Source organism: Megalodesulfovibrio paquesii (genome assembly GCF_054653055.1).
This window is the reverse complement of record NZ_BAAIGQ010000005.1, coordinates 840,001-858,603: the sequence shown is the minus strand read 5'-3', so window position 1 is coordinate 858,603 and position 18,603 is coordinate 840,001. Positions and strand designations below refer to the sequence as shown.

Here is an 18,603-nt window from a genome sequence, read left to right as displayed (position 1 = left end):
CCGGCAGGGGCTTTTATAGTATAATGTATAATACATGCCGCCCCCGGACTGAGTCCCGCGCCTGCCTGATAACACGCAGTCAGGCTTCAATCAGGCGATAGGACAGTGCCTTGCCCTGGAGCCCTGACCTGAGCCGGCTATTACTACTGTTCCTGCCTGGACCTGTATGGATCCAATAAAAAACGCCGGTCGACAATCCTGTCGGCCGGCGCATTCTGCTTAGATAGCCGCTCGGTTATTTGGAGGCGGTCACCGCCTGGGCTTCCACCTGAGGCAGGCGGCAGGCACCGTAGTAATGCGTGTTATAATAATCGTCGCCAAACACACGATCAATGGTCACGCCCTTTTGAATGGAAGCATGCACCATCTGATCGTTGCCAATGTAGATCCCCACATGAGTGACCACGGCGCGGCGCGAAATTTTGAAGAAAACCAGATCCCCGGGCCGCAGATCCTGCCTGGCCACAGGCCGCCCCAGGGGAAGCTGGTTGTAGCTGCCGCGGGGCAGTTTGATGCCGAACTGTTTGTACACATATGCCGTAAAACCAGAGCAATCAAAGCCGCCCGGGCCGGTGCCGCCGTATCTGTGGCGGGTTCCCATGACGGGTTTGGAGACGGCCATGATTTTGGCAAGAAATTCCTTGGGCAGGGGCTGACAGGAAACATCAACTTTCTCGGAGCCGGAGGGGCCCAACGGAGGGCAGGCGGAACCGGAGGCTCCCAGGGAAAGATCGTCCGAAGATTGCATGATGGAACAGCCAGAGCCCATCATGCCGAAGAGAAGACAAAGAAGAATGGCTAGTTGGCGGCAGCGTCGGGGAGTGGCGCAACGGATTCGGCGCATGTCGTCTCTCTTGTGGAAGGTGCGGTACTGTGGGGGCCTTGCGAGCCACTGCAGCATCAAGACCTCGTATCTCAATACTTTTCTGCGCAATACCAAAGCCAGGTGATTTTGTAAATCACCTGAAGCAGAAACATTGCTGTTTGTTTATGAATTCTCACCGTTCCAACCCCGACTGGCGCAACAGGCTGGACTTTCCCTGCCACCTGCCGTATGAAGACAGACCGACATCCACTCAAGGGAGTTGTTCTGCATGCGCTATGTACTCATCGGAAACGGCGTCTCTTCCATCGGCGCCATCGAAGGCATCCGCGCCAATGATCCCGACGGCGAGATTCTTGTTGTCAGCGAGGAAGCCTTCCCCACATACGGCCGGCCCCTTATTTCCTATTATCTCGCAGAGAAAGTTTCCGAGCGCCATCTTCCCTTGCGGCCCGAGAGCTTTTATGCCGAACACAAGGTCACCATGAAGCTGGAAAGCAAGGTGACGGCCATTGATCCCGTGACCCAGACGCTGACCACGGAACATGGCGAAACCATCTGCTACGACCGGCTCCTGCTCGGCCTGGGCGGGGCGCCCTATCTGCCTGCCATCGCCGGCCTTTCCGGTCCGGGCGTCTTCACCTTTACCCAGCGCGGCGATGTGGACGCCCTGCGCACCGCCGTCAAGCAAGCCCGGCGCGTGGTGGTGGTGGGCGCGGGTCTCATTGCCCTCAAGGCCGCCGAAGCACTGGCCATGATGGGCAAGGAAGTGACCCTGGCCGTGCGCTCCCGGCTCATGCGCAGCTATTTTGATGAGCAGGCCAGCGAATTGCTCAAGCAACACCTGGCCAAGAAAGGCCTGGCCTTTGCCCAGGGGCATTCTCCCCAGGCCGTGCTGCGCGACGAAAATGGCACGCTCGTGGCTCTGGAAACGGACAAGGGCCAGCTCCCGGCCGACGTGGTCATCATGGCCGCCGGCGTCCGCCCCCTGACCGATCTGGCCAAGGCTGCCGACATCAATGTGGGCCTGGGCATTCAGGTGGATGACCACATGCGCACGTCTGCCCTGAATATCTATGCCGCCGGCGACTGTGTGGAAGCTGCCGACATGCTCTCCGGCTCCCCGGTGGTCATGCCCATCTGGCCCAATGCCTTCAACCAGGGCTACAATGCCGGCGCCAACATGGCTGGCGCGGATCTGAAGTATCCCGGCAGCCTGAACATGAACTCCATTTCCTACTGGGGGCTTCCCACCACTTCCGTGGGCCTGGTCAACCCGCCTGCGGACCAGGGCTATGAGGTGTTTGTGGAAGCCGAGCCCGAACGCTTTGCCTACCGCAAGCTCGTCTTCAAGGATAACCGCCTCGTGGGCTGCATCCTGCTCCAGGATGTGGATATGGCCGGCTTTTACACCGGCTTCATCCGCTTCCGCATCGTGCTGGACGAAAAGGCCAAGGAGGCATTGCTCAAAGGCTGCCCCTCCCCCCTGGACTGGCCTGAGCCGCTCATCCAGGCAGAGCTCAAATACGGCGGCGCCTACGCTGCCGGAGAACTGGTGGCGTAGCCTGCCACCTGACACCATCACCAAAAAGGGACGCAACCGCGTCCCTTTTTTTGTTTTTCCGTCCCTATCGCTTTCGTCCCCAGGCCGCGAAGAGCGGGTCGCTTTCCCGTAACTGGGGGAAATAGCTGTCTCCGCGTGGCCTGGCCGCCGCGATCGGTCAGGCTCTCCAGCACCTCGAAGCGCACAGACTGCCTGGCAGGCAGGCGCATCCTGCACGCCGGGGCAGCATCCGGCACAGCCTCACCGGCAGCAAAAGCGAGTCGAAGCACATCCCCGGCCTGCAGGCTCATCAGTCCCTGCGCAAGGACCGGCGGCAACTGGATATCCCGCCAGAAATTCATGCGTCGGGCAAAAAGCTCTTCCTGGTGCCGGGCGGTTCTGCCGCGGTGGGTCAGGGGAAGGGTGCCGTGGCCAAGCCCCCCGATCAATGCGCACATGAGGGGTCATTTTCCCTCCTTTCACCGTAACTCCCTTGTCTCTCACATTTTTTCTCATACAAATATTTTCTTAAGGCGCGATTAAGTTTTCCTGAAACAGGCCGATAGCTGAGATGTCACCGGGGGGATACCCGCCAACAAGGAGGTGAGGGTGAGGACTCGGCGACCCAACAGCCGGTGTACAGCATGGATGCAACAAACCCCTTCAAGGAGGAACGGCTATGTCTCTGACTATTAACCATAACATGATGGCGATGACCGCTTCCCGCAACCTGCGTACTGCGTACGGGAACCTCGGCACCTCGGTGGAACGGCTGTCTTCCGGCCTGCGCGTGAACTCCGCCGCAGACGACGCCGCCGGTCTGGCCATTCGTGAACTCATGCGTTCGGATATCGCGTCCCTGAACCAGGGTGTGCGCAACGCCAACGACGCCATCTCCCTGATCCAGACTGCGGACGGGGCCCTCGGCGTCATCGACGAAAAGCTCATCCGCATGAAGGAACTCGCCGAACAGGCCGCCACCGGTACCTACACCTCCGAACAGCGCCTGATCATCGACTCCGAATATCAGGCCATGGCCTCGGAAATCACCCGTATCGCCAACGCCACGGACTTCAACGGCATCTACCTGCTCAACGGCAACCTCTCCGGCGCTAACCACGATGGCAGCGGCATGGTTTCCACGGGCAAGCTCAAGGTCCACTTCGGCACGGCCAACGACAGCGCGGAAGACTACTACTACATCCAGATCAGCTCCGCCACGGCGTCCTCCCTCGGCGTTGGCAACCAGTCCGCCGCTGGCGACGGGTTCTCCATCTCCACCCAGGAAGGCGCCCAGAAGGCCCTGGTGGCCCTCAAGGAAGCCATTGTCTCCAAGGACAACATCCGCGCCAACCTCGGCGCCCTGCAGAACCGCCTGCAGAACACCATCACCAACCTGGAAATCCAGTCCGAAAACCTGCAGGCTGCCGAATCCCGCATTTCCGACGTGGACGTGTCCCTGGAAATGACCGAGTTCGTCCGTCAGCAGATTCTGACCCAGTCTGCCGTCGCCATGCTCTCGCAGGCCAACTCTCTGCCCAGAATGGCCATGCAGCTCATCGGCGGTTAGTACCCGTTCAGGTACATCGCGTGCGACTCGTCGCACTCCTCACCCCCCCGGGCGTTTCCTGCCAAGGCCCGGGGGGGCCTTTTTGTGCTGGCCAGAGGGCAGCCCCGTCCCGCCGCGACAGGGCGCTCTTGCCGATTGACCCGCGCGCCTTCTCGCACTAGGATGCCCCCTTCTGCAAGGAGCGCGAGCCATGCCCCCAAAACGCGACGACGCATCCAATAAGATGTCCCGCCGGCAACTCTTCTCCCGCCTGGTTCCTCCCGGCGTCAAGGAGTTGGCGGAAAAAGCCAATCCGGACCTCCAGAAAAAACGGGCCGAGGAAGAAGCCCGCGCCCAGGCCCAGGCCGATGCCCAGGCCAGGGAGATGGAACGCCGCGTGAGCCTGGCCCGCGACGGCAACGTGGCCTTGGCTGCCGGGGATCTGGCCGAAGCGGTGCGCCATTTTCGTGACTTTGCCAAGGAATATCCCAAGGAAATCATGCCCCGGCTCTGCCTGGGCAGAGCCCTGTACGATCTCGGCCAGTACATTCAGGCCCGCGTGGAGTTCCAGCGCGCCCTGGCCCTGGCCCAAAGCAGCCCCAAAGAAGCCCCGGCCCATCAGCTGGACCACGCCACGCTGTTTCTTGGCTTGTGCCTGCTGCGCCTGAAAAAATACTGGAAAGCCTACGAACTCTGGAACGCCTGGCACCCCCAGGGCGTGCCCGTGCTGGCCGAAGCCCTGGACAAAGCCCTGCCCGGCATCAGACAGCTGGCCATGGACCCGGAAGAGGACACCGCCCCCTCCGCAGAGGCACCCTCCGAAACGGCAGCTGGCGCGAATATTGCTTCAGCTCTTGAAGACGCTGCGGCCTGCCCGGCCGTGGCCGATGTGGAAACCGCCGTTGCCCGGACCCCCTGGGCACATCTGCCGCCCATGGTGCCTGCGCCCGTCCAGACCTGAGGTCCGGAACTGACGGGCCTGCCATGCAATCCTGAACCCCGCCGGCCTGTTGACGCCGTCGCCTTGCCGCCCAGGAGTTTCATCATGCCCCGCCCTCCCTTGCGCTCCGTCATCGCCCTGCCCTTGCTGTGTTTGTTCGGCATCTGCCTGGCCCTGCCCGCCGCCGCCGTGGAGACCGAGGAAGACTATACCGTCATCGGGTTGGCCAATCAGGCAATCAAGGCCCAGCAGGAAAAGAACCTGCCCATGGCGCTGGAGTTGTACACCCAGGTGGTCAATTCCAAAGCCCTGGACGGCGGCGACCATTTGCTGACCTACATTTACAACAACCGCGGCCACATCTATCTGACTCGCAACGACCCCTCTTCCGCCATCCGGGACTTCACGCGCTCCATTGAAAACAACCCGGATTACGTAGCCTTCATCAACCGCGGCAACGCCTACACCATGCTCGGGGATGATCAACGGGCCATTGCCGACTACACCGAAGCCCTCAAGCTTCGCCCCGGCTCCGCCCGGGCTTACGCCAACCGCAGCTTCAACTGGCTGAACCTTGGCCAGGCGGCCAAGGCCCAGCAGGACATGGCCCAAGCCCGGCGTCTTGACCCAAAGATCGATAACATTTCAATGGATTGAGCTTTTTTGATCCCGCCAAAAACAAGGCCGCCCGCATGCATTGCGGGCGGCCTTGTTTTTGGTTGGGATTTCGAGGCGATGCGCGTTTGCCTGTCCTGATGCGGCGTACCTACTGCGAGGCCCGCGTGTAGGCTTCCTGGCAGATGGCCTGACACTGCGACGAGGAAAGGAACTTCGGCGTCTCACGGCAGAACTTCTGGCAGCTGACCAGGTCCTGGCTCAGGCGGCTGGCCGGGATGTCACCGCGGTAGCGCACACAGGTGGCGTATTCCTGCACAAATCCCTGCTGGTTGGGTCCAAAGGTCTTGGTGTGCCAGCAGTAGGAGCCCGTCAGGCCGGCCAGCACCTGGCTGCGCAGGGCTTCATCGAAGATGTAGACATCGGAATGCTGGTTGGTGAAAATGATTCTGCCCCGGTCCTTGGCCTGAAACACGCGCAGGGGTTCATCCACGCCGGGGAAATGATGAAAGCGAAACCGCCCGGAAGGGAATTCCCGCTTCAATGAAGTCAATTCGTCCAGCTCGCGGATGGTGCGTTTGATGGCAATCAGCTTGTTGTTGTAAAAAAACATGGGCTCGTAGCCGTGGGCCTTGGCCATGGTGATGCCTGTGTCCGTGGTGAAGACGGGCGCACCATCCAGCACATCCAGCCCCAGGGGAATGCCGCAGATGGTGGTCAGGAGCACGGCATCTTCATTCTTGTTCAAACGCTTGAGATTTGCGTGCACCTCCTGCACAGTCATCCCGAAGCGCAACCCAGGCATGACGACGAATTCCGGCACCGCGGGCGACCGTCTTCCCCCCGGCCTGCCGCCGGGTTTGGGGTCTGCAGCAATGGCCTCAGTGCACAGCAGGCTTAACAGCACAAGAAAAATCAATACGGTTCGGGCCATGGAACGTCCTTGGCAAGAGAAAGTAACTGACTCCCCGGCACAACCTGCGTATGGTGCCGCAGAAAATGCACGCCGGAGGCATGACAATCCACACGGAAGTGATTAAGTAAAGAGCCGGCCGACCCTTCTGCCAGCCCTGGCCGTGCAAAACCAGTTGCACTTGCATAGGGCATACCATTCCGGCTGCGTGGCTGTCCAGCCGCCAGGACACGCCCCCCGGAGAGGTCAGGCAGATGGGCCCACCAGTTGTAACCAGGCGGCGATCCGTACCCGCAAGGACGCCATGATACCACTCGATACCCCCACAGGAGCGCCCATGCTCATCATCGAGGACCTCCACGCCATGGTGGCCGATCGTCCCGTGCTCAAGGGGATCAATCTTGAGATTCGCGAGAACGAGACGTTCATCCTCTTTGGCCCCAACGGCTCCGGCAAGACCACCCTGCTCATGACCCTCATGGGCTTTGGAAACTATACCATCACCCAAGGGAAAATCACCTTCAAGGGCGTGGATATCACCAGCGCGCCCATTTACGAACGCGCCCGCCTGGGCATTGGCATGAGCTTCCAGCGCCCTCCAACCATTCACGGCCTCAAGACCCGGCATCTGGTGCAGATGTGCGCCCAGGGCAAATCCGTGGACGTGGAGAGCCTGGCCCAGAAGGTCAACTTTGACCACTTCCTGGACCGCGACATCAACTCCGGCTTCTCCGGCGGCGAGATCAAGCGTTCGGAACTGCTGCAGCTCATGGCCCAGCAGCCCTCGTTGGTGCTCTTCGACGAACCCGAATCCGGCGTGGACCTGGAGAACATGCATCTCATCGGCAGAACCGTCCGGGAATTGCTGCGCGGCGAGATCGAACCCGATCCCAAGCTCTCCATGAAGGCCAAAAAAGCCACCCGGCAGGCCACCTCCGGGCTGATCATCACCCACACCGGCTATATCCTGGACTACATCAATGCAGACCGCGGCCAGGTGCTCTACAACGGCCACCTCTGCTGCGAGGCCAACCCCAGAGACATCCTCGACCACGTCGGCAAGTATGGCTACCAGGAATGCGTCCGCTGCCTGAACTAGCTTTCTGCCGACACTGGAGAAATACCATGCCCACTCCCATCGATCTCAAATCGTTCAAATTCACCGGGGCAGAGGCGGCTCCCATCGAGGATTTGCATACCCTGAGCCCCCAGGACAAGCACGACCTGCTCATGGCCGGCGTGGATGTGGACGAGCACATGCGCAGCGGCTCCTTCGTGCACATGAACCACTCCAACGTCCACTGCAAAACCCACCACAAGGGTGTTGAAATCCTGGACATCAAGGCCGCCCTCAAAAAGTACGACGGCCTGCCGGAATACATGTGGAAGCTGGTGGACCCGGAGAAGGATGACTTCACTCGCGCCGCCCGTGACAATCTTCATGGCGGCTACTTCATCCGCACCGAGAAAGGCGCCAAAATTACCGAACCGGTGCAGTCCTGCCTGTTCATCAAGGGCAATCAGGTCGGCCAGAATGTCCACAACCTCATCATTGTGGAAGAGGATTCGGAGCTGCACATCATCACCGGCTGCGCCGTGGCACATGACGCCAAGGGTGCGGCCCATATGGGCATCTCTGAATTCTATATCAAAAAGGGCGGAAAACTGTCCTTCACCATGATCCACAACTGGGGCGAGGACACCACCGTGCGTCCCCGGTCTGCTGGCGTGGTCGGGCAGGATGGCGTGTTCATCAACAACTACATCCTGCTCAAGCCCGTACGGGATTTGCAGATGTATCCCAAGATCACCCTGGACGGCGAAGGCGCCGTGGCCCGCTTCAACTCCGTGGTGGTCACCCCTCCCGGCTCCTATGTGGACGCCGGCAGCGAGGTGGTGCTGAACGCGCCCAACACCCGCACGGAAATCATCGCCCGCACCCTGACCACCGGCGGCGTGATCATCAACCGCGGCCGCATCTCCGGCACCCACGTGCCTGCCAAGGGGCACCTGGAATGCAAGGGGCTGATCCTGGGCGGCGGCAAGATCCACGCCATCCCCGAACTGGTGGCCGACGTGGACGGCGTGGAGCTTTCCCACGAAGCTGCCGTGGGCAAGATTGACCAGGAAGAAATCGAATACCTCATGGCCCGTGGCCTGGACGAGGATGAAGCCACCTCCACCATCGTCCGGGGCTTCCTGAACGTGGACATCCAGGGCCTGCCCCCGGCCCTGCAGGAAGTCATCGAAAAGACCCTGGCCGACAGCGAAAAGAACATGTTCTAGAGCATGTTCCTTTGAGAACGACCCGTGTGAGAGGGAGCCTCTTTTCAAAAGGGGCTCCCTCTCGTTTTCTGGTCTCGTCCTATCTGCCCTGCACCTCGGCCCGGACGGCCTTGGCCGCGGCGACGAGGTTGGCCAGGCTGCGCATGGTTTCCGGCCAGGCGCGGGTTTTCAGGCCGCAATCCGGATTGACCCAGAGCCGTTCGGCGTCGATGACTTCCAGCGCCTTGCGCAGCAGCTGCACCATCTCCTCCACCTCGGGCACGCGGGGGCTGTGAATATCGTAGATGCCAGGGCCGATGTCGTTGGGGTAATCAAAGTCGTTGAAGGCCTGCAGCAGGGTCATGCCACTGCGGCTGGACTCGATGCTGACCACATCCGCATCCATGGCCGCAATCCAGCGCAGGATGGGGCCGAACTCGCTGTAGCACATATGGGTGTGGATCTGGGTGCCATCCTGCACGCCGGAGGAGGCCAGACGGAAGGCCTCCACGGCCCACTCCAGATAGGTCTCCTGGGCCTCGGGAGCCAGAGGCAACCCCTCGCGGAACGCGGCTTCATCGATCTGGATGATCTGTACACCCGCGGCTTCCAGATCCTGCACTTCATCGCGGATGGCCAGGGCGATCTGCCTGCAGACCTCCGAGCGTGGCAGGTCATCGCGCACGAAGCTCCAGTTCAGGATGGTCACCGGACCGGTGAGCATGCCCTTGACCGGCTTCCTGGTCAGGGACTGGGCATGGCCGATCCAGCGCAGGGTCATGGGGCCGGGGCGGGAAACATCCCCCAGAATGATGGGCGGCTTGACGCAGCGGCTGCCGTAGCTCTGCACCCAGCCGTTACCGCTGAAGCGAAAGCCCTGGAGCATCTGGCCGAAGTATTCCACCATGTCATTGCGTTCGGATTCGCCATGCACCAGCACGTCCAGACCCAGCGCCTCCTGCCGGGCGACGGTGTCGGCAATGGTCTGTTCCAGGAACTGTGCATAGGCATCGTTGCTCATCTCGCCGCGGCGGTGGGCCAGACGGGCGGTTCGGATCTCGGCCGTTTGCGGAAAGGAGCCGATGGTGGTGGTGGGCAAGAGCGGCAGCTGCAGTGCCGCCTGCTGCAGCCCTTTGCGCACCGGGAACGGGCTTTGCCTGCGGGTCATTGCCGGCTCCACCGCAGCGATCCGTTCGCGAACGGCCGGGTCGCACAGTTCCGGAGCAGCCCTGCGCTCGGCCAGGCAGGCGGCATTCTCCGCAAAAAAAGCCTCGTCCGCATTGCCCGCCACGGCCTCCCCAAGCGCGGCCACCTCGCGGCACTTTTGCGCGGCAAAGGCCATCCAGCGTCGCTCGCGTGCAGGCAGGAGCGTTTCCGACTCCAGATCCACCGGGCTGTGCAACAGGCTGCAGCTGGAGCCGAGCAGCAGCCGCTCCACTCCCAGGCGGCGGGCCAGTTCCTCAGCCCGCTGGCGGGCCGCATTCAGATCAGTTTTCCAGATATTGCGCCCGTCCACCAGTCCGAGGGAGAGCCGCATGCCGCCAGGCAGACGGCTGACCACGGCCTCCAGCTCCTGCCGGCCGCGCACGGCGTCCACATGCACGGCTGCAAAGCCAGAGTCCAGAGCCAGCTCCAGATTTCGCCCAAGTGGGCCATAGTAGGCAGCCAGCATCACGGGACAATCGCCCGCAGCACGGCGGATGGCCTTGCAGGACTGGGCAAAAAAGGCCCGGGCGTCCGGGGACATCTCGGTGCACAGAATCGGCTCATCCAGCTGGATCCACTTGCTGCGCACGGCCGCCTGCCGCACAAGTTCGGCGTAGGCCTCCAGCAGCGCGGGCATGAGCGCCCAGCGGTCCGCACCATGATCCTCGCGGCACAGGCTCAGAAAGGTGATGGGCCCAAGCAGCACGGTTTTGGGTCGAAATCCCAGGGACTGGGCCAGGGCGGCATCCTCAATGGCGGGCAGGCCCCCCGGGGTGGGCTGCAGGCCGGGCGAGAGCTCGGGAACCATAAAGTGGTAGTTGGTATCAAACCACTTTTTCATGGCCATGGCCGGGAGGTTGCGGGCGGCGTCGCCCCTGGCCATGCGGAAGTAGCGGTCCTGAGCCGATTCGCCGTCCTGGGCCACAAAGCGGGGCGGCACAAGCCCCAGTGCGACCGCCGTGTCCAGCACGTGGTCGTACAGGGAGAAATCTCCGACAGCCACCAGGGAGAGCCCGGCCTCGCGCTGGAGGGCCCAATGCCGGATTTTGAGCTCGCGCGCGGTGGCATCCAGCTGTTCTGCGCTGCTCTCACCGCGCCAACGTTTTTCCAGGGCAACCTTGAGCTCGCGGGCCGAGCCGATTCTGGGAAATCCAAGCACATGCGTTTCCATTGCCAAAACTCCTTGCCGTTCGCGTGTTGAACAAAGGAGCGGAGATGCAACGCGGGGGGAACACAGGGGCGGGAACAACACAACGGCGCAAACGCGTTCGGGAGCGCCGGGCTCCTGGCAAACGCGCGTATGCAGACTGGTTGCCACTCCTGCCTGGCACGCGAGGCAGTCTTGCTCCAGAACAGGGCGTCTTCTGGCTTCCGGCCCCTTGCGCAATGCCTGACCCTTCCCATTTCCGCAGAAACAGTGGCCCAGGCGGGGAGATTGCCGGTTACAGCGGCGCGTCCGCGACGGATTTACACCGTCTTCCGTTTCCTGTTCTTGCGGGCTGTCTAGCGCAGGGGGGCGGAGAAGTCAAAAGGGGCTGTGCCCCACTGTGATCAACACACATCAACCCGGCGCAACCAACAGCCACCCTTCCCCACTCTCGTCAAAAATAATAGACAATAATTCAAGGATGTTATTTCACGTGAAACATCGATCAACCACTGAAATCTTGACTTTCCACGCGTGAGCAGCAAGGAAATGGCTGGACGCACCTGAGCCCAGAGATGAGTATGCCCGGATACAAGCTGCACCTCGCCTTCGGTGGTGTTGTGATTGGAGGTGGACTGGCAGCGGCACACCATCACAACCTGGCCACCTTCGATCCCTTTACCGCCACCATGCTGATGCTCATCGGGTTGGGCGCTTCCATCTTCCCGGATGTGGACACCAACTCCAAGGGCCAGCACCTTTTTTACGCCCTCCTGGCCGTGGTGGACATGGTACTCATGGCCCAAGAGCGATACAAGTGGTCGGCAATATTAGGATTTATTGCCATGCTGCCCGCCATTTCGCGCCACCGGGGCTTTACGCACCGGTGGTGGGCGGCGCTTCTTATCCCGGCCCTGGTCTGCGCCTTGCCCCTGTGGTTCTATCAACTTCCCTGGCAGGCCGTTCTCCCGGGCTACCTTGCCGCCGTGTTGGGCTATCTCAGCCATCTGGTCCTGGATGCTGTTGCCTGAACACCCGCTTTCTCCTCTTTTTTAGGATTGCTATTCCCTTGACATTATTGTGATAATTTGCCGCTGGACCTGTTCAGGCACCCATGGTAAGGAGCTACCCACTTCCGCACGTCCTTTTTGGCACATCCTTATACATCCTGTTGAGCCTCATGGCCGGCACCTCCTTGTCATCTGCTGCGTCGCAGCCACTTTTCTCAAGACACACTCTGCAAATATGTATTTTTGCAGGGATTTTTCTTTTGGTGCTCAATGGCTATTTTGCCATGCATTATCGCCAGCACCGCGTTGCCGCAGAACGCGCTGCTCTGGAACGACTGGAGGCAAGGCTTGTCGCCGTGCAGGGCGAAGGCGCCCTGGCGTTTCCGCCACCGGACGCCCTCCTGAAGGAATTGTTGCCACCGCAAAGCCTCCTGATTCTGGAGCGTCCGGGGCAGGACCCACTACGCCTGCTTCAAGGCTCCCCGGATTTTTCCTCCTCCGTGTTGCGAGCCACGCTGCCCACCCCTGAGGGGGGGCGCCTGATCCTGGAGCAGCCCTATTCCGAAGCCATGTCGCGCTGGCAGAGCGCCGCACGAACCGTGATCACCGGAATGGTGCTGGCCGATGTGCTGCTGCTGGCCTTTCTGGCGTTTCTCATCCGCTCTGCAACGCGGGCCCGGTTTTGGCAGGACCGCTGCAAGCACAACGAGGAAATGCTGGTAGCGCTTTTCGAAAATGCCAATCAGTACGTCGCCTTGCTAGACCCTATGGGCAAGGTGCTCAAGGTGAATCAGGCGGCCTTGCTGCGAATTGATGCCTCCCTTGAGCAGGTGCTTGGCTGTGCGTTTTGGGAACAACGCTGGTGGCGCCCCGAAGCCCCGCACGGGACCGCCTCCACCCGCCAGGCTGTCGCCGATGCCCTGGCCGGGCGTCCGTCGCGATATCAAAGTCTCAACGCGGACAGCGCCGGCCACCTCTACCCAGTGGATGTGAGCGTGAAGCCGCTGGTCTTCGAGCAGGACCATGTGGAATTCATCCTTGTGGAATGGCGGGATATTTCCGACCTCGTCGCCGCGGCGCAGGCCCTGGAGGCCAGCCGCGGGCAACTGATGGATATGGCTGCCAGTGTCCCGGGGGTGCTCTTTCGGCTGGAAGAACTGGAGCCGGACACCTCCGCCCTTTCCCAACGGTTTGGATTCACCTTTATCAGCCCGCGGTTTGCCAAGCTCTTCCGCATGAATCCAGACCTGGCCACCCTGGACCGCATTGCCGATCTGATGCAGCCGTCCGCGGCGTTTCTGCAATCCCTTGAGCACGCCTTGCAACGCCCGCCGCGCTGGGAATACCTGGGCCGGTTCATCGACCTTCACGGCCGCAACGGCTGGTTGCGCATCAAGGCCCGGGTCAGCGAACAGGAGGTTGACGGCCTGAAGCGCGTGGTCATCAATGGGGTATTTCTGGACGACACTGAATTGATTGAGGCCGAAGAAGAATTGCGACGTGCACACAACACGCTGCAGGAACAAGAAAAAATGGCCTCGCTCGGCTCCATGGTGGCCGGTGTGGCCCACGAGATCAATACCCCGCTGGGCGTGGCGCTCACTGCAGCCTCGCAGCTGGATAAAGATGTGGCCACCATCAGCCACGCCTTTTCCGATCAGACATTGACGGCCGAACAACTGACTGAATTTGTTCAAGACGCCAGCGAGGCCACACGCCTGATGGTGGCCAACTGCACCCGCGCGGCCGATCTGGTCCGGTCCTTCAAGCAAGTGGCCGCAGACCAGAGCGTGCATGAGCTGCGGGCGATCAACCTCAAGGAATATCTCGATGATCTCATCCTCAGTCTCCGGCCTCAGCTCAAGCGAACCCCGCACACCCTGACGGTGGAGTGCCCTGAGGCCCTGGAGCTGGTGTGCGATCCCGGAGCACTGGCCCAGATTGTCAGCAATCTGGTCATGAACTCCCTGGCGCATGCCTTCAAGCACTCCGGGAACGCCGGCAGAATGCATCTTGCCGTTCGACCTTCGGATGAGCCGGGAACGCTTGTCCTCACGTATCAGGATAATGGCGCGGGCATGCCCGAACAGGTACGCCGGCGCGCTTTTGATCCATTCTTCACCACTCGCCGCGGCCAGGGGGGCACCGGCTTGGGATTGCACATTGTGTACAATCTTGTGGTGAATTCCCTGGGCGGCGCCATCTCCCTTGCCAGCCGCGAGGGCGAGGGCGCGACTTTCACCCTTGTCTTTCCTCAGCATCCTGTGGGACGAACTCCCGCGCCCGAACCCGCTGCAGGAACAGACGGAGCCTCCCCATGACGCAGTTTCTCTTTGCCCCCAAGCCCCCCACAGCAACGGATACCCCGCCAGCAGCAGATGGGGGCGGCAGCCAAGGCGCGCCCCCTGCGGCGCCCGAGGGCTATTGGCCGGTGCTCATCGTGGACGACGATGCCGAAGTGCACGCCGTTACCAGACTGGCCTTGCGCAAGGTGACGTACAAAAACCGCAAGCTGCAGCTGTTGAGCGCGTACTCCGCCGCTGAAGCCGAGGCAATGCTGCGTGAGCGGCAGGATATTGCCGTCATTCTCTTGGATGTCGTCATGGAGACCGAGGATGCCGGCCTCCAGCTGACACGCAAGATTCGCGAGGATCTTGGCCTCAAGGCCACCCGGATCATTCTGCGCACCGGCCAGCCCGGCCAGGCCCCTGAAGAACGGGTCATCGTTGAATATGACATCAATGATTACAAGGCCAAAACCGAGCTGACCACGCAGAAGCTCTTCACGGCCATCATTGCCGCCCTGCGTTCGTATCGCGACATCATCACCATCGAAGCCAACCGGGCGGGTCTGGAAAAAATCATCCGCGCCTCGGACCAGCTCATGGAGATGGTGTCCATCACCGAATTTGCTGATGGCGCCTTGCTGCAGGTCTGTTCACTCCTGGAGCAGAAGCCGGAAGGCGTCATCTGCCTGCAAAAAGCCGGCTTCGAGAAGCCAACCATCATCGCCGGGGCGGGGCGGTTTGCCTCGCTGGCCCGGGCTTCCCTGGATGCCGTGGAGGACACCACCGTCCGCGATGCCATCCGCCAGGCCTTTGACCGCCGCGAGAACATCTACCTGGATACCGCAACCACCCTGTATCTGCGGGCGGAGGATGGCAACGAAGTCGCCGCCCTGGCCCTGCAGCGCGCCCCCTTGCGGCAGGATGACCGCCGGCTGCTTGAGCTGTTTGCCACCAAGATTTCCGCCAGCTTTACCAATGTGCTGCTCTACGAAAAGCTCCTTTCCGCCAACGAGCAGCTGACCCTGGCCAACGAAGAGTTGGAGCGCCGTGTGGCTGAGCGCACCGCAGAACTGCAAAAAGCCAATGAGCTGCTCACGGAAATGGCCTCCACAGATTGTCTGACCAAAATCTGTAACCGCCGCCGTCTGTTTGAGCTCGGTGCCCAGGAACTCAAGCGAAGCGACCGCACCAGCGAGCCATTCAGTATCATCCTGTTTGACCTGGACCGCTTCAAGAGCATTAACGATTCGTTCGGGCATGACGCTGGTGACGAGATCCTCCGGCAAGCCGCCCTGCGGGCTGCCTCCTGCCTGCGGCTGTACGACACCCTGGCGCGCCACGGTGGTGAGGAATTCGCCGTCCTGCTCCCTGAAACCCAGTGCCTGGACGCCTGTGCCGTGGCGGAACGCATCCGCTCGCACTTCGCCTGCCTGCCTGTGCTCTACGGCAAGACGGAAATCCCCTTCACAGCCAGCTTTGGCATTGCCACGCGCAGGGAAGGCGAGTCCTTTGAAGAGGTGCTCAAACGCGCGGATTCTGCACTCTACCTGGCCAAGGAGCAGGGCCGCAATCAGGTGCAGAGTATGACCTGTAGCCAGGCCGTGGCCAATAGCGAGGATGGCGGCTGAGCAAAGGGGTCTTCCCCGCTCCACCTTCACAGTCGAGGTTACCCAATGCCCGCATACTGGTTGGTCAAAACTGAGCCGGGTTGTTTTTCCATAGAGGATTTGGCGAGTTCTGAGAACAAAACCACGTGCTGGAGCGGTGTCCGCAATTATCAGGCCCGCAACTTCATGCGCCAGATGCAGCTGGGGGATCCGGTGCTCTTCTATCACAGCATCACCAATCCCGGAATTGTCGGGCTCGCTGCCGTGGTTCGGGAAGCCTATCCGGACCACACCGCCTTTGATGCTGACGATCAGCATTACGACCCCAAATCCACGCCGGCGCACCCCATTTGGGACATGGTGGACCTGCAGTGGCGGGAAACCTTCCCCACCCCGCTCCCCCTGGCCCAGCTCCGTCAGGTACGCGGCCTGGAAGGCATGGAACTGTTGCGCAAAGGCTCCCGGCTTTCCGTCATGCCCGTTGCCGAGGCGGAATATCTGCGAATCATGGAGCTGGCGCATCAGTAATCAGGCAGTGCCGTTCTCTGTCCGCCGGCAAATTCGGTGCGGTCCAATTAGCCGATCAACATGCTGATCCTTGCCGCTGACACTTCAGGTGTATTCCGCAAGCCCTGTACATCTCCCTCTGGCGGACAAGACCGCCTTCTTCTGTAATACGCCCCCATTACCGTGCCGAAGCCAGCTGTCTGCCATGGCATGCAATCGCCAAGGGAGAACGAAACTCCGGTCGCAGACGGTTGCCAGAGATAACCAATCACCCACTCCATTATTGACTTTGAAATTCATTTTCATTATCTAAATCTGAACAAACTCACAACCCCATCGAGATGAGGATTCAAATGAGCCCAGAGCAAGCGCAGGCTTGGTTGCATGAAGTCGAAGCCATGTTGGGGCAACATGCCGTACTTACATGTCGGCAAAGGGATGAGCTGCAGGCCAATCACCTTGCGGCACGCGAGTGTTGCCGCCGGGCCCTCCTGAAAGCAAACCAGCTTCGGGTCAAGGAGGGCCGCGTGGTAGGGCCTGCCAGACGGCATACGTATTAAAGACGGCCCTGCATCCGCTCCTCCCCATTCCCCCCAACGTCAAAACGCCCCGCTTGAGTAAACAAGCGGGGCGTTTTGGAAGGGATGCCCTGGCAGCGACCTACTTTCCCACACACAACCATGCAGTATCATCGGCGAAGGAGGGCTTAACTACCGTGTTCGGAATGGGAACGGGTGTGACCCCTCCTCAATGGCCACCAGGACAAATGGCATGCCTTTTAGTGCCGCGGGGGGGGTGAGGATGCAGGGATTGGGGTCTGCATCGGGTTGAGCAGGCTGGGTGCGGGGAGTTCGCTGTTGCGCGTTTCTCGCGTGTGCCTGATCTGATTCCCTGGTTCGCGGCGAGGCGAATATATAGGGAAAGAGGTGAGATGGAGGAGTAGTTGGGGAGTAAGAAGACGAACGGACTATTAGTACCGGTTTGCTGCATGCATTGCTGCACTTCCACATCCGGCCTATCGACCAGGTAGTCTACCTGGGTCCTTCAGGGAGACCTTATCTTGAGGCAAGTTTCCCGCTTAGATGCTTTCAGCGGTTATCTTTTCCGATCATAGCTACCCTGCTATGCCGCTGGCGCGACAACAGGTCCACTAGCGGATCGTCCACCCCGGTCCTCTCGTACTAGGGGCAGCCCCTCTCAAGTCTCCTACGCCCGTAGAAGATAGGGACCAAACTGTCTCACGACGTTTTAAACCCAGCTCGCGTACCACTTTAATCGGCGAACAGCCGAACCCTTGGGACCTGCTTCAGCCCCAGGATGTGATGAGCCGACATCGAGGTGCCAAACCGCGTCGTCGATGTGAACTCTTGGACGCGATCAGCCTGTTATCCCCGGCGTACCTTTTATTCAATGAGCGATGGCCCTTCCATGCGGGACCACCGGATCACTAAGACCGACTTTCGTCCCTGTTCGAGATGTCTCTCTCACAGTCAAGCTCCCTTATGCCTTTGCACTCGCCGGCTGGTTTCCAATCAGCCTGAGGGAACCTTTGCATGCCTCCGTTACGTTTTGGGAGGCGACCGCCCCAGTCAAACTACCCACCAGACACTGTCTCCCAGCCGGGTAACGGCGTGGGATTAGGGTCTTAGACATGCAAGGGCGGTATTTCAAGGGTGGCTCCGCAAGCGCTGGCGCGCCTGGTTCACAGCCTCCCGCCTATCCTACACATGCATGTCCAAAACACAATGTCAAGCTATAGTAAAGGTGCACAGGGTCTTTCCGTCACTCTACGGGGACACGGCATTTTCACCGCGAATTCAATTTCACTGAGTCGCTGGCCGAGACAGCGCGGAGATCGTTACGCCATTCGTGCAGGTCGGAACTTACCCGACAAGGAATTTCGCTACCTTAGGACCGTTATAGTTACGGCCGCCGTTTACCGGGGCTTCGGTTTAGAGCTTCGCTTGCGCTAACCCCACCCCTTAACCTTCCGGCACCGGGCAGGCGTCAGACCCTATACGTCGTCTTACGACTTCGCAGAGTCCTATGTTTTTAGTAAATAGTCGCCACCGCCATTTCTCTGCGGCTTCCCTTAGCTAGCACAGCAAGTATGTTCACCGAGGGAAGCCCCCCTTTTCCCGAAGTTACGGGGGTATTTTGCCGAGTTCCTTGGCCAGCGTTCTCTCAAGC

The 18,603-nt window shown here is 60.7% G+C and carries 13 protein-coding genes, 2 rRNA genes and 1 riboswitch (1 of these 16 only partly in view); of the genes, 10 read left to right on the top strand and 5 right to left on the bottom strand.

Annotated elements, in window-relative coordinates; all coding sequences use genetic code 11:
• Nucleotides 1-235: 235 nt before the first annotated feature.
• Complete coding sequence (locus tag ACYQ00_RS10460) at nucleotides 236-748, bottom strand: C40 family peptidase (RefSeq protein ID WP_460032065.1); 513 nt, start codon at nucleotides 746-748, stop codon at nucleotides 236-238.
• 346 nt (nucleotides 749-1,094) lie between these two features.
• Here ACYQ00_RS10460 and ACYQ00_RS10455 point away from each other — a divergent pair, with 346 nt between their 5' ends.
• From ACYQ00_RS10455 to ACYQ00_RS10440, 4 genes are all read left to right on the top strand, one after another.
• Complete coding sequence (locus tag ACYQ00_RS10455) at nucleotides 1,095-2,387, top strand: NAD(P)/FAD-dependent oxidoreductase (protein ID WP_460032064.1); 1,293 nt, start codon at nucleotides 1,095-1,097, stop codon at nucleotides 2,385-2,387.
• A gap of 658 nt (nucleotides 2,388-3,045) precedes the next feature.
• Nucleotides 3,046-3,936: a flagellin N-terminal helical domain-containing protein gene (locus ACYQ00_RS10450; RefSeq protein ID WP_460032063.1), complete on the top strand. Its 891-nt coding sequence runs from the start codon at nucleotides 3,046-3,048 to the stop codon at nucleotides 3,934-3,936.
• Nucleotides 3,937-4,126: 190 nt separating this feature from the next.
• Nucleotides 4,127-4,876 (top strand): tetratricopeptide repeat protein, encoded by a 750-nt coding sequence (locus tag ACYQ00_RS10445; protein WP_460032062.1) that lies wholly within the window; start codon nucleotides 4,127-4,129, stop codon nucleotides 4,874-4,876.
• 84 nt (nucleotides 4,877-4,960) lie between these two features.
• Nucleotides 4,961-5,512, top strand: coding sequence for a tetratricopeptide repeat protein (locus ACYQ00_RS10440; protein WP_460032061.1), 552 nt, complete (start codon nucleotides 4,961-4,963; stop codon nucleotides 5,510-5,512).
• 109 nt (nucleotides 5,513-5,621) lie between these two features.
• Here the strand turns inward: ACYQ00_RS10440 and ACYQ00_RS10435 are convergent, their stop codons facing one another.
• A complete protein-coding gene (locus tag ACYQ00_RS10435; RefSeq protein ID WP_460032060.1) occupies nucleotides 5,622-6,404 on the bottom strand; it encodes a hypothetical protein in 783 nt (260 codons plus the stop codon).
• Between the two features lie 316 nt (nucleotides 6,405-6,720).
• On the opposite strand from ACYQ00_RS10435, the gene ACYQ00_RS10430 reads away from it, so the two are divergent.
• Entirely contained in the window at nucleotides 6,721-7,482 is a 762-nt protein-coding gene (locus ACYQ00_RS10430) for an ABC transporter ATP-binding protein (protein WP_460032511.1), read from the top strand.
• Nucleotides 7,483-7,508: 26 nt separating this feature from the next.
• Entirely contained in the window at nucleotides 7,509-8,669 is a 1,161-nt protein-coding gene (locus ACYQ00_RS10425) for a SufB/SufD family protein (protein ID WP_460032059.1), read from the top strand.
• Between the two features lie 79 nt (nucleotides 8,670-8,748).
• Here the strand turns inward: ACYQ00_RS10425 and metE are convergent, their stop codons facing one another.
• Nucleotides 8,749-11,025, bottom strand: coding sequence for a 5-methyltetrahydropteroyltriglutamate--homocysteine S-methyltransferase (metE, locus tag ACYQ00_RS10420; RefSeq protein WP_460032058.1), 2,277 nt, complete (start codon nucleotides 11,023-11,025; stop codon nucleotides 8,749-8,751).
• Between the two features lie 188 nt (nucleotides 11,026-11,213).
• Nucleotides 11,214-11,335, bottom strand: a riboswitch (cobalamin riboswitch).
• Nucleotides 11,336-11,576: 241 nt separating this feature from the next.
• On the opposite strand from metE, the gene ACYQ00_RS10415 reads away from it, so the two are divergent.
• The 4 genes from ACYQ00_RS10415 (at nucleotide 11,577) to ACYQ00_RS10400 (ending at nucleotide 16,434) form a co-directional block, all read left to right on the top strand.
• Complete coding sequence (locus tag ACYQ00_RS10415; RefSeq protein WP_460032057.1) at nucleotides 11,577-12,032, top strand: metal-dependent hydrolase; 456 nt, start codon at nucleotides 11,577-11,579, stop codon at nucleotides 12,030-12,032.
• Nucleotides 12,033-12,295: 263 nt separating this feature from the next.
• Complete coding sequence (locus ACYQ00_RS10410) at nucleotides 12,296-14,332, top strand: PAS domain-containing sensor histidine kinase (protein ID WP_460032056.1); 2,037 nt, start codon at nucleotides 12,296-12,298, stop codon at nucleotides 14,330-14,332.
• Complete coding sequence (locus ACYQ00_RS10405; protein ID WP_460032055.1) at nucleotides 14,329-15,927, top strand: DUF3369 domain-containing protein; 1,599 nt, start codon at nucleotides 14,329-14,331, stop codon at nucleotides 15,925-15,927. The genes ACYQ00_RS10410 and ACYQ00_RS10405 overlap by 4 nt, the downstream gene beginning before the upstream one ends.
• A gap of 45 nt (nucleotides 15,928-15,972) precedes the next feature.
• Nucleotides 15,973-16,434, top strand: a complete 462-nt coding sequence (locus tag ACYQ00_RS10400) for an EVE domain-containing protein (protein WP_460032054.1) — start codon at nucleotides 15,973-15,975, stop codon at nucleotides 16,432-16,434.
• A 626-nt stretch (nucleotides 16,435-17,060) separates the two neighbouring features.
• On the opposite strand, the gene rrf is transcribed toward ACYQ00_RS10400, so the two are convergent.
• Nucleotides 17,061-17,175: ribosomal RNA gene (gene rrf / locus ACYQ00_RS10395) — 5S ribosomal RNA — on the bottom strand.
• Nucleotides 17,176-17,362: 187 nt separating this feature from the next.
• Nucleotides 17,363-18,603 (bottom strand): 23S ribosomal RNA (locus ACYQ00_RS10390) (it continues 1,675 nt past the right edge of the window).